Source organism: Mycoplana sp. 10N416 (assembly GCF_056394765.1).
Genome location: NZ_JBFTIM010000024.1, coordinates 12,621 through 29,995, shown reverse-complemented (window position 1 = coordinate 29,995; position 17,375 = coordinate 12,621). Strand labels below are relative to the sequence as shown.

15 protein-coding genes and 3 pseudogenes are annotated in these 17,375 nt (G+C 60.5%); 9 read left to right on the top strand and 9 right to left on the bottom strand.

Features of this window, described 5'->3' with window-relative positions:
- Nucleotides 1-172 (top strand): annotated as a pseudogene (locus AC1DDS_RS24510) (DUF982 domain-containing protein); the annotation flags it as partial.
- A gap of 655 nt (nucleotides 173-827) precedes the next feature.
- Nucleotides 828-1,616 carry a Hint domain-containing protein gene (locus AC1DDS_RS24505; protein WP_477481239.1) on the top strand — a complete coding sequence of 263 codons (789 nt, stop codon included), beginning with the start codon at nucleotides 828-830 and terminating at the stop codon, nucleotides 1,614-1,616.
- Between the two features lie 245 nt (nucleotides 1,617-1,861).
- On the opposite strand, the gene AC1DDS_RS24500 is transcribed toward AC1DDS_RS24505, so the two are convergent.
- From AC1DDS_RS24500 to AC1DDS_RS24470, 7 genes and pseudogenes are all read right to left on the bottom strand, one after another.
- Nucleotides 1,862-2,071, bottom strand: a complete 210-nt coding sequence (locus AC1DDS_RS24500) for a hypothetical protein (RefSeq protein ID WP_477481238.1) — start codon at nucleotides 2,069-2,071, stop codon at nucleotides 1,862-1,864.
- 236 nt (nucleotides 2,072-2,307) lie between these two features.
- Nucleotides 2,308-3,975: a calcium-binding protein gene (locus tag AC1DDS_RS24495; RefSeq protein WP_477481237.1), complete on the bottom strand. Its 1,668-nt coding sequence runs from the start codon at nucleotides 3,973-3,975 to the stop codon at nucleotides 2,308-2,310.
- A gap of 301 nt (nucleotides 3,976-4,276) precedes the next feature.
- Nucleotides 4,277-4,520: pseudogene (locus AC1DDS_RS24490) on the bottom strand (phage holin family protein); the annotation flags it as partial.
- 176 nt (nucleotides 4,521-4,696) lie between these two features.
- The gene (locus AC1DDS_RS24485) at nucleotides 4,697-4,918 is read right to left on the bottom strand and encodes a peptidoglycan-binding domain-containing protein (RefSeq protein WP_477481236.1); all 222 of its coding nucleotides are present in this window, start codon (nucleotides 4,916-4,918) and stop codon (nucleotides 4,697-4,699) included.
- 584 nt (nucleotides 4,919-5,502) lie between these two features.
- On the bottom strand, nucleotides 5,503-6,105 hold the full coding sequence (locus AC1DDS_RS24480) for a hypothetical protein (RefSeq protein ID WP_477481235.1): 603 nt from the start codon (nucleotides 6,103-6,105) through the stop codon (nucleotides 5,503-5,505).
- Between the two features lie 34 nt (nucleotides 6,106-6,139).
- Nucleotides 6,140-6,499 carry a carboxymuconolactone decarboxylase family protein gene (locus tag AC1DDS_RS24475; protein WP_477481234.1) on the bottom strand — a complete coding sequence of 120 codons (360 nt, stop codon included), beginning with the start codon at nucleotides 6,497-6,499 and terminating at the stop codon, nucleotides 6,140-6,142.
- Between the two features lie 3 nt (nucleotides 6,500-6,502).
- Nucleotides 6,503-7,855, bottom strand: coding sequence for an FAD/NAD(P)-binding protein (locus AC1DDS_RS24470; RefSeq protein WP_477481233.1), 1,353 nt, complete (start codon nucleotides 7,853-7,855; stop codon nucleotides 6,503-6,505).
- Between the two features lie 332 nt (nucleotides 7,856-8,187).
- On the opposite strand from AC1DDS_RS24470, the gene AC1DDS_RS24465 reads away from it, so the two are divergent.
- The 7 genes and pseudogenes from AC1DDS_RS24465 (at nucleotide 8,188) to AC1DDS_RS24435 (ending at nucleotide 14,540) form a co-directional block, all read left to right on the top strand.
- The gene (locus tag AC1DDS_RS24465) at nucleotides 8,188-9,291 is read left to right on the top strand and encodes an acyl-CoA dehydrogenase family protein (RefSeq protein WP_477481232.1); all 1,104 of its coding nucleotides are present in this window, start codon (nucleotides 8,188-8,190) and stop codon (nucleotides 9,289-9,291) included.
- Between the two features lie 420 nt (nucleotides 9,292-9,711).
- Nucleotides 9,712-10,275, top strand: a pseudogene (locus AC1DDS_RS24460) (AI-2E family transporter); the annotation flags it as partial.
- Between the two features lie 223 nt (nucleotides 10,276-10,498).
- On the top strand, nucleotides 10,499-10,627 hold the full coding sequence (locus AC1DDS_RS24455) for a hypothetical protein (RefSeq protein WP_477481231.1): 129 nt from the start codon (nucleotides 10,499-10,501) through the stop codon (nucleotides 10,625-10,627).
- Nucleotides 10,624-10,758, top strand: coding sequence for a hypothetical protein (locus tag AC1DDS_RS24450; protein WP_477481230.1), 135 nt, complete (start codon nucleotides 10,624-10,626; stop codon nucleotides 10,756-10,758). The genes AC1DDS_RS24455 and AC1DDS_RS24450 overlap by 4 nt, the downstream gene beginning before the upstream one ends.
- Before the next feature lie 256 nt (nucleotides 10,759-11,014).
- Nucleotides 11,015-11,686 carry a cyclic nucleotide-binding domain-containing protein gene (locus tag AC1DDS_RS24445; protein ID WP_477481229.1) on the top strand — a complete coding sequence of 224 codons (672 nt, stop codon included), beginning with the start codon at nucleotides 11,015-11,017 and terminating at the stop codon, nucleotides 11,684-11,686.
- A 112-nt stretch (nucleotides 11,687-11,798) separates the two neighbouring features.
- Nucleotides 11,799-13,712, top strand: a complete 1,914-nt coding sequence (dnaK, locus tag AC1DDS_RS24440) for a molecular chaperone DnaK (protein WP_477481228.1) — start codon at nucleotides 11,799-11,801, stop codon at nucleotides 13,710-13,712.
- A 501-nt stretch (nucleotides 13,713-14,213) separates the two neighbouring features.
- Nucleotides 14,214-14,540 carry a redoxin domain-containing protein gene (locus tag AC1DDS_RS24435; RefSeq protein ID WP_477481227.1) on the top strand — a complete coding sequence of 109 codons (327 nt, stop codon included), beginning with the start codon at nucleotides 14,214-14,216 and terminating at the stop codon, nucleotides 14,538-14,540.
- A gap of 356 nt (nucleotides 14,541-14,896) precedes the next feature.
- Here AC1DDS_RS24435 and AC1DDS_RS24430 read toward each other — a convergent pair whose 3' ends face one another.
- Together AC1DDS_RS24430 and AC1DDS_RS24425 are read right to left on the bottom strand one after the other, a co-directional pair.
- The gene (locus AC1DDS_RS24430; RefSeq protein ID WP_477481226.1) at nucleotides 14,897-16,393 is read right to left on the bottom strand and encodes a mechanosensitive ion channel domain-containing protein; all 1,497 of its coding nucleotides are present in this window, start codon (nucleotides 16,391-16,393) and stop codon (nucleotides 14,897-14,899) included.
- A 16-nt stretch (nucleotides 16,394-16,409) separates the two neighbouring features.
- Nucleotides 16,410-17,177 carry an HlyD family secretion protein gene (locus tag AC1DDS_RS24425; protein WP_477481225.1) on the bottom strand — a complete coding sequence of 256 codons (768 nt, stop codon included), beginning with the start codon at nucleotides 17,175-17,177 and terminating at the stop codon, nucleotides 16,410-16,412.
- Nucleotides 17,178-17,375: the final 198 nt, after the last annotated feature.

The window sequence follows — 17,375 nt, the reverse complement described above, 5'->3', positions numbered from 1 at the left end:
TCAAAATGGCATCCACCATATTTTTTCCGGGCCCTACGAAGCTCTCGACTTCCTCGAGAACGAATGGCCCCTGCGTCGTGGGCAAAAGTACGAGAGGGCCGTTCGGCTCTGCCGCGGAGCGCTGAACCTTGCGACGCCGCTCGCGGTTGGGCGCGAAGCCTTTGTGGCCGCCTGGCCGGCGATACCCCGTCGCCGGCATTTTCAGTCGGAAGGGCGGCGCAACGCACTACGGCTGTTTTGTCGCGCTGATGAAGTTTGGAGACGTGACGTTGATGATTTGACTTGGAATGGCACGGCCGTCGGTTCTCACGAACTCAACAGTCATCCTGCCCTCTTCGTCCTCGGTGCTTTGCACCTCTACCGCGGGGATGTCCGCTAACCTGATAAGCGGGTATTTGTAGGCTTCGATCGTACCCCAGAACAAGACCTCGTCTTCGCCTTCAATCATTCTGAATTCTATTGACCGCCAATTTTAAACATTCGGTCCTTCCGAGGTTCTCCCATGAAAAAATTGCCCGGCACGGACCGGGCAAGGTGGGATTGGCGTACGGAGATGGCGGTTGGGGTCGCCACCAATAAGATAGCGCCCTGCCACTCTTTTTGCGATAACCGGAATCAACTAATCGCGTAAATAGTTTGGGCGAGCGGCGATTGCGCGCCAAGCTCGCCTTGGTACGCAGTGATGCACCGCAGCAAAAATACCGCTTTGGGCTAGCTTCGTACCCATTTTTGCGAGCGCTCAGGCACAATCGGTGTGGTTGAGACAAGCACCTGGTTAACGCGATAATCGATGAAGTGGGGGGTAACCGATCTAAGGAGAGCGAGTGATGTTGCCACCATCAAAACACAATCGCGCCAGACGCCATTTCCTCGGCCTTGCTGCATCAGCGGGCGCCAAGATTGCCACGGTTGCTGGAGTTGCGTCCCTGATCGCCGGGACCGCCTCGGCCCACAAAGGTGGGAACGGGAAAGGACGCGGCAGGGGAAAGGGCCATCGCTGCTTTCTGCGTGGGACGATGATTGCGACACCAGCGGGGGAACGCGCTATCGAAGCCCTGCAAGCTGGTGATCTCGTTTGGACCGCAGGCGGTCAGGCGATGGCGATCAGGTGGATCGGCCGGCAATCTTTCGGTATTCGGAACCGCGAGATACTGCCTGTCCGCATTTCCCGCCACGCCCTCGACAACAACACACCCTACGCCGATCTTTACGTCTCGCCGCATCATGCCCTGCTGCTCGACGGCGTGCTGATCAGAGCCAAGGATCTGGTCAACGGGACGACCATCGCCACAGCCCTTCCCGATGGTCGGGAAACGGTCGAGTATTACCATATCTTGCTCGACCGCCACGAAGTGGTCATGGCCGAGGGTGCTCCCGCTGAGACACTCCTGCTCGAAGACGGCAATCACGAAGCGTTTTCGAATTTTGCAGAAGTCACGCGTCTGTTCGAAGACGGGACGATACCGGCGATGACACCTGTTGCACCGATTGTTCACTACCGCGGACGGGATCATCTCAAGGCGCTTCTTCGGCTTGCGGTGCATTCCGCGCATGTTGATCCGGTGGACGAAGTACACAGACGGCTGGCGACCCAAGCAGAAATGCTCAGTGGCTGAGGGAACATTTGTTGCCGCTAGACGTTTTGTGCCGGGCCCAAGCTCAATTCTCCCCTCAAATGGCCCTGCTTGGGCGCGGACGTGAAGCCCGCCATGCCGGCGATATCCCCCTCGACGGCATGCTGCCTTCCGACGCCGGCGGTACCCGATGAAAAGCATCGGTGGCCATCCCCCCGGGGCAACTGGTTGGATGGTGGTAGCAAAAGGTTGAGCGGCGCTCGGTGGAGAACGCCGCTCGACTAAGCTTACCCGCACTCGTGTGCCGATTTCATCGCATGTTCGGCGTCCGCCTTCGTCTTGAAGGCTTGGCCTACCTGCATCTCAGTCTTGCCATCCGGCTTATGCTCCGAGATGCTGCACTTTCCACCGGCCTTGTGCTGCACATAATATTGGGTCGCGGCGAAGGTTTGGCCTGCACTGAGGATCATACAAGCTGCCAACACAATCCTGAACATGACGCTCTCCTTGTCTAGGATTGCCGCATGCTACGGCGGCCAACATCATAAACTCCTTCGCCGCCGGGAAAACTTACAACTCTGTAATCTCGATCACGTTACGTGGCATCGGAACTGGTCGGGTGGTGGTGACAACCCATCTTTGCCGCGGGCGCGTGGTGGCTCGAAGTACCAGGACGCCAGAGCAATCCGGCACGCTCGCCGGCTCCTGCCCTTGGCCGACCGTCGCCTTCCCCTTACAGGACAAAATCCGCCTTGCTCATTGCCAGGCTGAGATCGAGCACCATCGCAAAGTCGGCCTTTCCATCGCCGTTGACGTCGCCGTGGATGTAGGTGTCGCCGCGTTTGATCTCGTAACGCAGTTCGCCGGCCTTCTTGTGRAARGCCTCMGTGCCGATGAAGGTGAAGGCCTGGTCGCCGCCGGTCTTCGTGCTGGCGTCGATCGCCTTGAGGTCGATCTTATCCTTCTGCGTGCGGTTGAAGTCGTAGATGACGTCGCTCSCAGTCASCGTGGAGTCACCTATCGCCGCGAAAACGAAGGTGTCGGCCCCGGATCCGCCGTAGAGCTTGTCTGCTCCCGCTCCGCCATAGAGTCGGTCGTTGCCGGCTCCGCCCATCAGCATATCGTTGCCGGCACCACCCTTCAGCATATTGATCCCTGCGGTTCCCTTGATCACGTTGGCAAGCCCGTTGCCAGTGCCGTCGATGTTTCCCGTCCCCGTCAGCGTCAGGTTTTCGACGTTGGCTGAAAGGCTATGGCTGACGGATGCATTGACGAGATCGGTGCCTTGGTTTGCTTTCTCCACTACGGCATCGCCGAGATTGTCGACCATATAGGCGTCATTGCCGCCGCCGCCCTGCATCTTGTCGGCGCCGGCCTTGCCGTCGAGAACGTTGTTGGCGGCGTTGCCGACAAGGACATTGGCCAGGCTGTTGCCGGTGCCGTTGGTCTTTCCCGTGCCGGTCAGCGTCAGGTTCTCGACGTTGGCGCCAAGGGTGTAGGAGATCGAGGCCTGGACGAGATCGGTGCCCTCATCAGCGTTTTCGATCACCTTATCGCCGGTGCTGTCGACGACGAAGGTATCGTTCCCCAGGCCGCCGGACATCGTGTCCGCACCCACGCCGCCATCCAGCAGATCTGTGTCGGCACCGCCGTTGAGCGTGTCGTTGCCGGATCCGCCGTAGAGCTTATCATTGCCCTCGCCGCCGTCAAACGTATCGTTGTCGATGCCACCGCGAATCTCGTCGACCCCTTCGCCACCGTAGACTCTGCCCGACAGCCGGCCGTTCGTGCCGACGTAAACGTCGTCGCCGCGAGAGAGATTAATATCACCAACCATGCGGCCGGTATTCGTAATGAGATCCTTTGCGGTGGCAAAGCCCCCGTTGTACGAGGAAGCCTTTCCTGAAATGGTCCCGCAGTTGTCTACAGAAATGATCCCGTAGCTATCCAAGCCAGCCCTGAAGATACCTTCGTTGCCGCCCGCGATCGTGCCGGTGTTTGTGATCTTCGACGTCGTATCAGCGAAGGAGTACATGAAAACACCCGTGTTATCAGCCCATAAGTCGCCGGCATTGATGAGCTCGCTCCTGATCCCGCACATTCGAACGGCGTACGAAGCCAATTCATAAGCTCTCACAACCCCGCTTGTGGCGATGTTCACGATGTTATCGGAATCATCCCTGGAATCGCCGATATCGATCGCTATTTCTTGACCGAGAACGGTGCCAGCAATGTCCACCCGGTGCTGGCTGCCTGTGCCGACAATCGTGGAGTCGACACCATTTGTGCCGTCTGTTCGACCGACCGTCGCGTTGCGGCCGATGTAAATATCGTCCCCCGTCGCGAGAGTGGCGCGAACGCCTGCACCGATAGAGTCGGCTGTGAAGACCTGGAATGCCATGTGCACTATCCTCGTTTGTACTGCATTGCGAAGTTCTACGTTTGGCTGCACCCTGGTATTCAAAACTTCTGCTAAATTCTTCAAGACAGACAGCGTTCATGTCGAACAATGACACCCGCCCGCGCCATAAGAAGTGGGGAAGCTTCTGCCCCGACCGCGGCAATGACTTCACGGATCGGTCAGCCCCGGGCACAGGCCGGAGGCGGGCAAATGACGTCGATGCTTGGCATCTCCGCCGGTCGCTCCATCAGTCTGCGCCACCAGCCCTTTGGGTTATCGTGATGAGGGCAGGCCGGGCGTATCATCGGGGCGGTGGCAATCTCCAACCATCCTGCAATCCAACTGTGCTTGGCCCGGCGTAACGCACAACGCTGGGCCTTTTGCTTGGATCACCCCACTTTCGCCCCTGCGGGCCGAGATAGGCCAGAGCTGCGATGAGCCCGGTGGAAACCGGCTGACCGGATTGCATCCATGACGCCAGACCTTCTTCGATCAGAGCCATACCGACTGGATTGCAGTTCCCACAGTAGCTCCCGCCACATGAAGGGGATGGCGACATTAGCGGTTGCAGCTGTCGGAAAATACAACTCGCTCGTGTGCCTGCTTGATGCCTGGTTCGGCGGCGGCCAGCACCGCCGGCAAGAGATAGCCGTACCAGGGCGTCTCGGCTGGCCGTCGCCGACAGCCGCGCCGATTGCCTTAGACTTTGGCTGGCGGGCGATCACTGCGGCGGCGGGATTGCCAGATACCGCGGACTCGACTTCCTCTCGCGCGGCCGCGCCAGTGTCTTCGGTCCGGCGACCCCGTCGACGGCCAACCCTTCGGCGATCTGGAACAGGCGCACCGCTCTGTCGGTTATCGGCCCGGAAATGCCGTCGGCCTCGCCGGGGTTGTAGCCAAGCGCGGTCAGGCGCCGCTGCAGGTCCTGCACGGTCGTATCCATCGAATTGTCCTTGGTTGGAACGAGTGAGTGAGTGAGGTCGGCGTTATCGGGGATCCTGACTCGAGAATGCCGTGGTGCCTGATGGATTTGTCGAGCTTTCGCTTGTGGCTATCGCCGTTTTACTCGTGTTGCTCGTGACGGTCGGCCTCACCGGCATGCTGTGTTGTGATTTGTCATCTCATTCCGTTTAGATACACTACGGATGCGGCACTTGGTTTGCGTGTCGCTCTGCAGGTCCAGCTCCTGGGCAACTGGACGTGTGATCGAGATGGGACGATCCGCCGTATCGGCGGCACGGTGTCGCCGATACGGCTGCGGAAGGCGTCGACGATGAAGTTGCGGCCGAAGACCTTCCCACCGAGAGCGAGCCGCTGCAGATAAAGAAAGCGCGCCGCGTGCTCAGGCGGTGTAGGGACGGAGAAACCGGCTGCAGATTTACCATTTCTAAGAACTCACGACGTAATCGCTGATCCGCCCTGCAGGGTACGGGTGCGACGGTTGTGTTATCGCGCTGTCGGACGGGTCTGGTCCTCACCTTGACTCCCGTCGCCTGAGGCGCCCTCACGCCTCGGCCGCCCGGTCGGCTACGGCCAGACGATCTTCGGCAGGTCCTGGAGCAGTTCTTCAACGGTCGGCTGCGGGCGCTGACCTGTCACCACCCTCTCCATTTCTGCGTTCGCATAGACCCCAGACGCCAGAGAACGCCAATTGCGCATCGCTTCACCTTCTGCCGCATATTGCGGGTGAGACGCGCCTGTGTGAATGCTATCGTACTTTTTCGAGCGAGCGAATGCGTCCATATGCGACTGGATAGCACCGGCGTACAGGGCTTCTAGCGCGGCCAACGCCATCGCTTGTTTCTGTTCGGAGGTGACAACCGTTCCTTGATCAAACCGTCCACATCTGTAGCGTCTCCCGGAAAGATGATGCGCCCATCGGCGGGGTTGATAATTGGGTCGGGGAAAGGTGCGCTCTTGCGGCGCATCGTAACCGCACGGCAGCATCAGCGTGATCTGCAGTTCGCGTGAGACCGGGCCGAAGATCCAGTCGCACGAGACACCTTCCAAAGTGTCGCCATCGTTGAGTCCGGTGAAGTCGAAGGCCTCGCCGTTGATGGTGAGAACGTCGCCGGCCGTGGAGACCGTCAGCTTTCCAAGCTGAAGTCGGGGGGCAAGATCGATGCGCATCAGAACCACCTTCCTTTCGCTTCAAAATCCCCGCTCAACGCGACGTAATTGCCGTCGCGTTGTTGCCAGCAACGTCGCAGGCGGAAGTGGTTTTGTTGGAGAAATTGATGGACAGGATGTTTGCCGTAGTACTGATCCGGGGGCGGTTGAGCGCAGAAAGCATCGCCAGGTTTAGAAGGCTGCGCGTCTTCCTCTCCCAGTCCGGGCCGGTTCCCGATCTCGTCCTCGTCAGTTGCTGCATCGGCCCACTGAAATCATCGGCCGTGGCGATGGACTTGTCGACGTCGTCGGCCCCCAGCACCTCGCGACGGGTCTCAAGGCCGCGGTTGAATGCTGCGAGGTCTCTCCATCGCTTACTCCTGCTTGAAAAATCGAACCTGCGAAATTGTCCCATGGATCAGCGCATCCGGGCGCTGATGCGTTCGGCAACAGAGCGCGCCTGAACGCGAATGTCAGGCACGGCGGAGATCTCCCAGTGTCTGCCGACAGTCAACGGACCGATCGCATAGAGGCGGCCGTCAGCCATCTCACGATCGGTGATGACGGTCGAGTCGTCATCTACGGCTATGCCGAGTCCAAGGGAATCGGGCTGGACGAGCCCCTTGTGGGCAAGATCGAACAAGAGCGGCGAGGCGCCGACCACGCATCGCTCCAGGCCGGCACAGTTGACAACCAGGCCAGCCGGCAGAGCCACGGCATTGACGCCCACCACGTCCACGATGACCCCGGTTTTTACACTTCGAATTGCGCTGGGCCGACCTCGGTGTATGACCAACTGGCCGGATTGCCGAAGCGCTTCGATCTCTTGCGCCACCGCCGGCGCCATGCGGTGGCGGTGCACGTTCCAGTACGCGACGGCATGGCGGAGAAATCGCCCCCGCTGGTCCGCATCCATCGCCTTCCAGAGCGCCTGTGTGACGGGGCGGAGCCCGTCCATCGCCGCACGCCAGTCAGGCATGTCGGCGGCCTGCGCGCGCAGCCTGCGAAGCATGTCGCTGACTTTACTCTCGCCCGCGACAAGCACCGGATCGGCCGGATCCGCCCTGCGGGACAGATGCGCTTGCGGCAAGAGCCCGCGTCGCGAGACGGCGTGCATGGTGCCCTTGAAGCCCCGCTGCTTCAGAAGCAGGCATTGGTCGACCATGGTGAGGCCGGTGCCGATGAAAACGACGTCCGCGTCGTTCGGCATGTGCTCCCACCAGGGTGCCCCCCATGGGTCGTTGACCACCAGGGGTAAAACGTCCGGGGAAACCGCGTCTGGGGGTATTGGGAGACGGTTTGTGCCGGCGCCCGTACAAAGCGCCGCAAGGTGGGCAGTGAGCATGCGACCATCGTTCAGGCGGAAGACCAGACTGCCATCGGCTGCGGCTTCAGCGCCAAGCGCGTCAGCATCGACCAGGGAAAGTGCAGGTCGGTTGGCCGTCCGCCCCCTCGCGGCCTCAAGGCAATCGCTAACATATCGGCCATAGATCTTACGCGGCACGAAGTCGTCTTTCCAGAAAAAGCCAGCCTCGGCAAGCCAGCGGACGAAGTGGTTCGGACGGTCGGCAAAGAGGCTCATCCGGCCGGCCGGCACGTTTAGGAGATGGGAATCGGCAGTGGTCGAATAGGCGATGCCCCTGCCCTGCCGCGCCGCACGCCCGACCAGGCTCACATTGGCGGTCGGTGGCAGCATCTCGATGAGATTGAGCCCAAGCGAAACGGCGGAGAATCCCGAACCGATGATTGCGACGTCCGTGTTGAACTGCATGAACAACCCTCCGGCTCCGGCTCGGGCGCCGGCGTCTGCGCCATAGTCTACCGGTATTTTCTATAAAATCTATAGAGTATCGCAATTCCTTCCTGAGGGAGAAAACGGCCGAGGCGGGCTCGGGTTCCGGGAAGTTGATTTAGGCGGCCGCCGCCGGAGCTTGATCGCCTCGATGTTCGTCACAGACGGCGACCGGCTTACCCTTCTGGACCTTCGTGATGCCCGCATCGACTAACTTCAAATCGGCCGAAAATTAGCAAAATTATTCTATACAGTCTTTATAGACTATGATCTTTTCACCCGTTCCTTCCGAAACCGCATGAGGAGCAGACATGGGCACGACACCAGCGATTGGCCATCCTGCCCGCACCGCCGCCCTCATCGCGGCGGAAGACGAGGCGACTGGCGTTGCGAGCGCGATCGCCGCGGGCTTTGAAGCCGCCGGCATTCCGCAGCAAGCGCGTCTGGAGCTCCTGGCTCGGTCCGGCCTGCTCGGGGTGTCGATTCCCTCCGAACATGGAGGCCTCGATGCTTCGAACGTGGCGCTTTTCGAGATCTGCGCGATTGCAGCCGAAGAGTCCGCAACGCTGGCGGAGCTTCTCGCTACTCATTTCGTCGCGCTGGAGGAGATCCGTAGTTTTGGAACCGAAGGCCAGCACAATACCGTTTTTCCGGCGGCACTGGCCGGCGCCAGGCTCGGCAAAGCGCTGCCTTTTCACCGCAATTCGGAGAACGGCGCGCCGCTTAGGATGATGGCGAGCGGTGTTGGCTGGCGTCTTGCGGGGGAGGTGCTCTGTACGCCTTGCGCCCGCCATGCGGACTTTCTGCTGGTGCCGACGCAGACCGATGGAGGCAAGGCCGCCCAGCTTCTGTTGCCGACCCGGATCGACGGTCTGCACTACGTTGCCGACAGTTGCGAGCCGTCCGCCCCCGGCCAGCAGCCGTCGGAGCACATCCTGCTGAAGGACGTACTCGCCGACAGCGGAGCCTTGCTCCATGCATTTGCCGAAGAGGATCGCATCGACGTACCGCATTCGCTCGCCCTGCTGCTCGAGGCGGCCCGCCATATCGGAGCCGGACGCCGGACGCTTCGGCGTGGGCTAGACATCAGCGAACCCGATGCTTACGCCACCGGCGTCCTTTCGTTGCGTCTCGCCGCCGCCGAAGCGGCGGCAGAGCACGCCGGGCGCGCGATCGACGCCGCGCAGATCGGCCTGGCTGAGCTGCATCGAACAAACGCCTATTTTGCCGCCGCTGCGGCCTGCATTGCCGCTGCCGATGCCGCACGGGAGATTAGGGCGACCTTGGAACAGAACGTCGAGGCGCTTTTGACGGCGGCGCCCGAGGGCGAGCCGTCGCCTCGTATGGTGGAGCTACTTCGCCAGGTGGGCGCGCTTCGTCTCGAGCAGCACCGGTGCTCCCTGAATGGCCCCTAGGCAAAGGTGAGTTCGTTTGCCTCCGATCGATACTGCCTACCGCGCACAAGCTGATGCTCGCGCCGGAGCTCGCGGGATGGGCAGCGCGTTCGAAAGGTCGTCATTGAGCTATCTCACGAGTGGCTCGACATGGACAGTGTTTCATGACAGCGCCGCCGACGATCTCGGGCCGGCTCGCTTCTTGTCCTAAACATGAGTGCTTCTGCCATCACGTTCGTGCCAGCGGCCGAGTCTGCTCAAGCCGGAACCGAACCGTCGGCCTCGGGGCCGAAAGCGGACTGGCATCTTTCGGCCTTCGAACTGCCCAAGAGGACATTAGCCAGTCTCGCACGTGGCGTTTGTTACAAGCCTACCATGAAATGATATAGTGGCATGCTCCCGCCCTTCCGGAGCTTTGCGGAGGCGATATGCGCACGATATCTCTACCTTATGTTCTTCCTGCTGCGGGATGGCTCAAGCCTGACACGCAGAATCAGGGACGCGATTCCGTTGCGGGCGTCGCAACGGGAGCTTCTGCAGAAATTCGCAGTCGTCGTTCGCGCCACGGTCAAGGGGTCCATTCTGGTGGCAATCCTGCAGGGCGCCCTCGGCGGCTTGATCTTCTGGGTGCTAGGAATCCATGCTTCAGTACTGTGGGCTGTGGTAATGGCGTTCTTCGCGCTCGTGCCTGCTGTCGGAGCGAGCATCGTGTGGCTGCCCGTTGCGCTTTACCTGCTGATCTCCGGCGCGGTCTGGAAGGCGATCATCCTGGTCGCCTTCGGCACACGGGTCATCGGCCTCGTCGACAATCTCCTGCGCCCCATCCTCGTCGGCAAATCCACCAAGATGCCGGATTACGTCGTCCTAATCTCCACCCTCGGGGGCACTTCGGCAGCTGGTCTGAACGGTTTCGTCATCGGCCCGATGATTGCAGCGATGTTTATCGCCGTCTGGGACATATATACGTCCTGGCGCCGCGCGCCTGGTAAGCCGACAATACAATGACGCCAAACGGCGGCATGGCAGTCGTAGCGCTCGATCCCTGGGAGAATCGGACCGAGCCAGACCTGCAGATCGGGCGCATCCTGAGCGAGCTGCGGGCGCAGTTCGCGACCATACCAGGCGCCAACATAGCCGTCTTCGCCCCGCCGGCGATTCCGGGTGTCGGCGCGGCCTCGACATACGGCTGCAGGCGTTGCAGGGCCAGCCTCCCGAGGAGATCGGCCAGGTGCTGCGCCTGCTGGCCGAATTGAACCATGCGCCGGAGATCGGCGGCGTCTCGTCGACGTTCAGCGCCGATATTCCGCAAATCTTCGTCGACGTCGACAGGACCCGGGCCGAGGCGCGCTCGGCTTGAGCATCGCCGTGTTCGGTCTGGCGCTGCTCTTCGCGTTCCTGTTCCTCGTCGCGCAGTATGAAAGCTGGATGCTCCCCATTTCCATCATCCTCTCCCTGGGAGCGGCGCTGTTTGGAGCCACCCCGCGCTGATGCTGATGGGGCTGCAGAACAGCATCTACGCGCAGATCGCCATCGTGCTGCTGATCGGGCTTGCCTCAAAAAATACAATCTAGATCGTCGAATCCGACGGCTGAAGCCACCACCATGAAGCGCCCCTTATGAATACATCTGCAAATGCTGGACAAAGGAACCTGAACGATTCATCGTCGATCAGATCCATCAATTTCTGGAACTAAACACCTAGCCGAGGCCGACCGGTGAGTTATCCGCGAGAAAGGCTTGTCAAATGCTGCATCTCCAGAGGTCGACATCCCCCGATAAAACCGTTGCTCCGCTGCAGCCTCCGCCGGATACTGATCTGGGTGCACCGGCGCTGCATAGCATCGCTCATATCCGGCGCCTGAGACGGAACCAGGAGATATTCGACGAGGACGAGCGCGGCGATAGCTGGTACTGCGTGCTCGCGGGGGCAGTTCGCGAGTATGTGGTGCAAAGCGACGGGCGCCGCCAGATCATCGACATCCTTCTTCCGGGCGACTTCTTCGGGTTCACATTGCGCAGCCATCGATGGTTTGGTGCTCAGGCCGTGGCCGAAGAGACGACGATCGAGTGCTATCCGAGGCAAAAGGTGGAGGTTCTAGCGGACAAAGAACCATCTGTGGCCCATGAGATCAGAGCCCAATGCTTCCAGGCGATCGAACGGCTCGAGTCGCAGATGCTCGTTGCCGGCACCATGACCTCACAGGGGAAGGTGCGCGCATTCCTTGCCTATTTTTGCGATCGGTTGGCCTGCGTCCAGGGCGATGGTGCGCCGCTGCCGATCTCTCGTTACGACATCGCGGACATGCTTGGCATCTCCGTTGAAACGGTATGTCGCGCCTTCACGGAACTCCAGGAGCGCGGGCTGATCACCTTGCAGGGTCCGCGCCGCATCACGGTCAAAGGAAGCCCGACGTGATGCTGCTGTCCGGAAATTGACGACGGTCAAGGTAATTGATCGGCAGGCGCCCGAAGATGAGAGCAGTTGAAGCGCCCTCGCTTGCGCCGAACGTGTGCCCATGGAGGCTGTAATGGCAGGCAAGGTTATCGGCATTGATCTGGGAACGACCAACTCCTGTGTCGCGATTATGGAAGGCAGCCAGGCGAAGGTCATCGAGAACGCCGAGGGCGGACGAACCACGCCTTCGATAGTCGCCTTTACCAAGGATGGTGAAATCCTTGTCGGCCAACCCGCCAAACGCCAGGCCGTAACAAATCCGGAAAACACCATCTTTGCCATTAAGCGCCTCATCGGCAGGCGCTATGACGACCCGACCGTCGAAAAAGACAAGGGGCTTGTTCCCTACCGGATCGTCAAGGGCGCCAATGGCGATGCCTGGGTCGAGGTGATGGGTAAGCAATACAGCCCAAGCCAGATCAGTTCCTACATACTGGTGAAAATGAAGGAGACGGCGGAAGCCTATCTCGGTGAGAAAGTAACGCAGGCCGTCATAACCGTGCCGGCCTATTTCAACGACAGCCAGCGCCAGGCCACCAAGGATGCGGGCAAGATCGCCGGGCTCGACGTTTTACGTATCATCAACGAGCCGACCGCCGCCGCTCTCGCCTACGGGCTGGACAAGAAGAAGGCCGCAAAGATCGCGGTGTACGATCTCGGCGGCGGCACATTCGACATCTCGCTTCTCGACATTGGAGAAGGGGTATTCGAGGTCAAGGCGACAAACGGCGACACTTTCCTTGGCGGCGAGGATTTTGACAAGCGCATCGTCGACTGGTTGGCCGATGAGTTCAAGAAGGATCAAGGTATCGACCTGCGCCAGGATCGGCTGGCTGTGCAGAGGCTGCGCGAGGCGGCGGAAAAGGCCAAGATCGAGCTGTCGTCGGCGATCGAAACCACAATAAGTTTGCCGTTCATCACCGCCGATCAGCATGGTCCCAAGCATCTCGAGATCAAGCTTCGCAGGGCCAAGCTCGAAGATCTGGTTGCCGACCTGATCCAACGCACGGAGCCGCCCTGTACGGCGGCGATGAAGGACGCGAAGACCACTCCGCAGGATATCGGTGAAGCGGTATTAGTCGGCGGCATGACACGCATGCCGAAAGTGCAGGAGACGGTCAGAAAGATATTTAGCGGGGAGCCCAGCAAGGGCGTCAACCCGGACGAAGTGGTCGCCATCGGCGCCGCTATTCAGGCCGGTGTTCTGCAAGGCGATGTCAAGGATGTATTGCTGCTCGACGTGACGCCGCTGTCTCTGGGGCTCGAAACACTGGGGGGCCTGTTCACACGGCTCATCGAGCGCAACACCACCATTCCCGCGAAAAAAAGCCAGATTTTCTCGACTGCAGAAGACAATCAGAGCGCCGTCACGATACGCGTCTTTCAGGGCGAGCGCGAAATGGCCGCCGATAACAAGCTGCTTGGCCAGTTCGACCTTGTGGGCATCCCTCCTGCCCCGCGGGGCATGCCCCAGATCGAAGTCACGTTCGACATCGACGCCAACGGCATCGTCAATGTCACGGCGAAGGACAAGGCGACCGGCAAGGAGCAACAGATCAAGATAGAAGCTTCGGGAGGATTGTCTCAGTCCGACATTGACCGGATGGTGAAAGAGGCGGAGTCAAATGCCGAGGCCGACAAGAGGCGGCGTGCGCTGGTCGAAGCCCGCAACCAGGCGGACGCGGAAATAAGTGCTGCGCAACGGACGCTGGACGAGGCTGGCGATAAGCTATCGCCTGCGGACAAGGCGCCGTTTGAAGCGGCTATCAACGATCTCAAAGCGGCCATGACCGGAGATGCGGAAAACGAGATCAAAGGGAAGATCCACGCGCTGCAAGTGGCCTCGACCAATTTTGGATCGAAGCTCTACACAGCCAATACCGGATCTTCAACGCCCCAGCCTCAGACAGGAACTCCATCGAGTGAAGATGTCGTCGATGCTGATTTCGAGGAAGTAGACGATGAGGATGGGCACAAGCATTCCTGAAGCGTGGGACCTCTGGACAGGACAACCAGATGCAGCGCGAGCGCGGCGAAGCGGTGAAGTTTGTTGCCGCACTACCGACAGGCCGCTTGCTCGCCGTTAGGCATCAAGGTCATCCGTTGTCGGGCATGCCGTGAGCATGGTGAGCCGTGCCCCCGAGTTGCGTCTCGTCGAACCCTGTGGACCAAGTCGTGTCGTGGGTCGAATTGGCGTAGTCGAGACAGCGGAGCCGGCAATGTCTGACGAAGAGCGTGAGCAACTCGCCAGCAGCGCGAATAGCATCAAGCAGGCATTGGATCGCGTCCGAAAGGGCTGATAGCCAACTCATTGACAGCCCCCTGGCCGGGCCCGCCGCCGCGCAGACAAAAACTGACGGGTGTCAATGCTCCCGTCCATGAAACGCAATAGCCTTTTCGTTCCACACTGCGATCGCCGAGCCAAGGCGTTCATCGTCATATATGTTCCCCAGCCCGCGGGCTTCGCGGCGTTCAATAGGAAGCACGTATGCCAACCATCCTTTCACCTGGCACCATCGCGCCCGACTTCATTTTGAACGCCACGCCAGATCAGAAACTGTCGCTGTCGGAATTTCGCGGCCGTCGGGTCATCCTTGCCTTTTACCCGGCCGACTGGAGCCCGGTTTGCGGAGACCAGATGTCGCTCTACAATCACGTGCTGGCGGAGTTTCGAAAAAAAGGCGCCGAGCTAGTCGGAATTTCGGTCGATGGCGCATGGTGTCACCAGGCGTTCGCTCACGACCGCAATCTGCATTTCCCGCTGCTATCCGACTTCGAGCCAAAGGGGGCGGTGTCGCGTGCCTACGGCGTCTAAGCCGGTCCCCGAGGCGCTGCGTTCGATCGATGGATTGCTGACCGCTCGCGCCGAGGCAGGTGCAAGCGCGCAGCCAGCTTTCTTGTGCGGTCTATTGCTGTCAAGGCGCCGATCGTCCTGACGATATTCGACGTCGCGGCGGTGTGGCGTTTTACTCCGCCTCCACGGGCACTGGCCATTTCCGCCGCTCAGGGGACGGGCTCCGGCCCTGCTTCTACCACTGCCCGGAATCTCGCAAGTTGGCCTGGATGTGCTGATCAGCGATTTTAAGATCGAACGGATTGAAGGGGAAATTCAGATCGAACAGTATGTCGTCTGTTGGCGGATAGTGTGTAAAAACAGCAAAAACAGGGCTTTCAGATATTGAACAACTGTCTGATACGAGCCGTCAGGCGCGGTGCAGACTTGGATCCAACATCGTCGTGATACGGATTTAGTCGAACCAGCTCCGTGGCGGCCCGCTTCGACAACATGGAGCCGAGTTCTTCGCAAATTGCAGGCCGGTCGCGCATTAGCCCGGCGAGGCCCTCCTGGGTGATCTCGTAGACCACTACAGAAGTCAGCGCCTTGATTGTCCCAAATTCGCCGGCTCCCGTCAGCAGCCCACCTTCGCCGAAGAATTCGCCGGGCGCCAACCGAACAAGCTCCGTGAGCCTAGCTTCCTCGCGGCGCGTGATCACGACGATTCCGTTGCGGATGATCATCAGCGATTTCAGGACAGTACCCTGTTCAGCCAGAATCTCCCCTTTTCGGAACGTCCGGCGAACCATCGTCGATGTGAGCGCTTCTTTCTCGTCGTCGGTCAGAGAAGCAAACAGCGCAATCGCATCGAGAAGGCGCCGCGGCGTGCTGTGATGGCCGAATGAGCTCGTGTCGTCGGCCGGAGCCACGGTCGCGGCTCCAGCGCTCTTTGGCGGCTGGGCAAGAATGAGCCCATTCGCCTTTGCGTGGCGGTAGATCAGGTCGAAGATCTCTGTCCTTGCCTCTCCGACGAGCCCGACGTCGGCGACACTGAAAGTCAATTCCAATTGTGTGGCACTCGCATCCAAGGACGTAACCTGAACACGCGGTGGCGGATCCGTCAAAATCAAGTTGCTGTTGGTCAATACCGACTGCATCACCTCAACCATGGCTGAAGGCAGTGTGGTCGGATGGAATCGCACGGTGAGCGTTACGCCGTGACTTCGCGCCGGGCTGCTGAGATTGGTCAGCCTCGCCTTCGCGAGGTCGCTGTTGGGAACCACGATAAGATCATTCGCGCCGGTGACGAGATGCGTTGCCCGCCAGTTGGTTTCCACCACTTTCCCTTCGAACCCGTCCCCGAGCAGGAGCCAGTCCCCGATCCCGTAAGGCCTGGAGAGATTGAGCGCGATTCCCGAGAACACATCACTCAGGGTGCTTTGCAGCGCAAGGCCAAGGACGATCGCGACCGCACCGGAGGTAGCGATGAGCGTACCCACCGGAGCTTCGAACACATAAGCGATGACGGACAAGATCGCGCTAACATAGATCACGCCGATTATCAGATCCTGAAGGAGGCGCACCTCATTCGGCTGCCGCTCAAAGATCAGAAAGACCCGGACGATGCTGATCAGCGACCAAGCCGCATTCGTCCACCAGATGATCTTGGCGATGGCGATAAAGACCCGTTGAAGGACAGGGGCCCCGGACGGCCCCGGTTTATAGGGAATGATGCCGTGGTAAAGGAGCAAGGCGGTCAGCGCCAAGAAGAACCCGAGCTGGCCTATCAGGCGGCGCTTCGGGTGACGGCGCAGAAACACGCGCGTGATCACGGCTCCGACTGCGGCGAGAGCGCCGGTCTGGACGATCGGATCGGCGAGGATGTTCATCATATTGCTCAACCGTTCGCTATGGACGCGCGAACCAAACAGTCATTCCAGGTTCCAGGTTGTCTACGGCATCATCAGCATCGAGCCGCACTCGGAAGCTGTTGAGATCATGATCGCCAACGGCCCGGGCGGCACGCCAGGTGGCGAACTCGCCGAGCGGACGCAGCTCCGTTACGCGGGCGCCGATGCGGCGGCCATCCTGAGCGGCCAGCGTCACCGCAGCGCCAAGTGCAATACTATGCAGTTGGTCCTCGCGTAATGTGAACGCGAACCACGGGTGCTCCTCAGGTTCCAACGTCATCACCGGCTTTCCGGGGTCCATGATCTCCCCCGGTTCGGCCACTCGTATGCGCACGGTGCCGTCGCACGGCGCGATCAGCTTCGTCTTGTCAAGGCGGGCTCCGAGCTGCGCGACCGTCGCATCAGCAAGTGCAACCCTGGCCTCGGCCAGCGCGCGTTCTTCTACCGTGGGGCCGGCGCGCGCCGCCGCCGCCCGAGCCCGCTTCAGGTCGAGGTCGGCCTGGGCTTTTGCCAGCGAAGCGGCGGCTTCATCCGCCTGTTGGCGGCTAGCGACCCTGCTGGTCAGGAGCGCGCTGGTTCGAGTGTATTGCTGTTGGGCAAGAACGAGGTTCGCCTCGGCAGTGCGCACCCCTTCATTGGTGATTGCCACCTCTTCACTCCTGACGCCCGAAAAGACCCTGTCACGGTCGGCTCTCGCGCTCGCCGCCGCAGCCCTGGCTTCGCCAACCAGGGCGACAAGATCGGGATTGGCAATAACCGCAAGCAAGTCGCCTCTTCGGACTTTTTCGCCAGGCGAAGCCGCAACCGACCCAAGCCGGCCCGATATCTCGGGCGCAATCCGAATCTCGGTCCGGTGGACCATGCCGGGGAGCGACGGCTCCGTGTCTTGCGCGCGCAAGACATCCGTCGTCGCCGATGTGAGGCCCGTTACGGCGACTGCCAAAGCAATCAGGAGACAGCGTTT

Bases quoted from the DNA above. Each gene is read 5' to 3' on its own strand.
- AC1DDS_RS24505 (WP_477481239.1), top strand. From the start codon at position 828: ATGTTGCCACCATCAAAACACAATCGCGCCAGACGCCATTTCCTCGGC.
- AC1DDS_RS24500 (WP_477481238.1), bottom strand. From the start codon at position 2,071: ATGTTCAGGATTGTGTTGGCAGCTTGTATGATCCTCAGTGCAGGCCAA.
- AC1DDS_RS24485 (WP_477481236.1), bottom strand. From the start codon at position 4,918: ATGGATACGACCGTGCAGGACCTGCAGCGGCGCCTGACCGCGCTTGGC.
- AC1DDS_RS24480 (WP_477481235.1), bottom strand. From the start codon at position 6,105: ATGCGCATCGATCTTGCCCCCCGACTTCAGCTTGGAAAGCTGACGGTC.
- AC1DDS_RS24475 (WP_477481234.1), bottom strand. From the start codon at position 6,499: ATGGGACAATTTCGCAGGTTCGATTTTTCAAGCAGGAGTAAGCGATGG.
- AC1DDS_RS24470 (WP_477481233.1), bottom strand. From the start codon at position 7,855: ATGCAGTTCAACACGGACGTCGCAATCATCGGTTCGGGATTCTCCGCC.
- AC1DDS_RS24465 (WP_477481232.1), top strand. From the start codon at position 8,188: ATGGGCACGACACCAGCGATTGGCCATCCTGCCCGCACCGCCGCCCTC.
- AC1DDS_RS24445 (WP_477481229.1), top strand. From the start codon at position 11,015: ATGCTGCATCTCCAGAGGTCGACATCCCCCGATAAAACCGTTGCTCCG.
- dnaK (WP_477481228.1), top strand. From the start codon at position 11,799: ATGGCAGGCAAGGTTATCGGCATTGATCTGGGAACGACCAACTCCTGT.
- AC1DDS_RS24435 (WP_477481227.1), top strand. From the start codon at position 14,214: ATGCCAACCATCCTTTCACCTGGCACCATCGCGCCCGACTTCATTTTG.
- AC1DDS_RS24430 (WP_477481226.1), bottom strand. From the start codon at position 16,393: ATGATGAACATCCTCGCCGATCCGATCGTCCAGACCGGCGCTCTCGCC.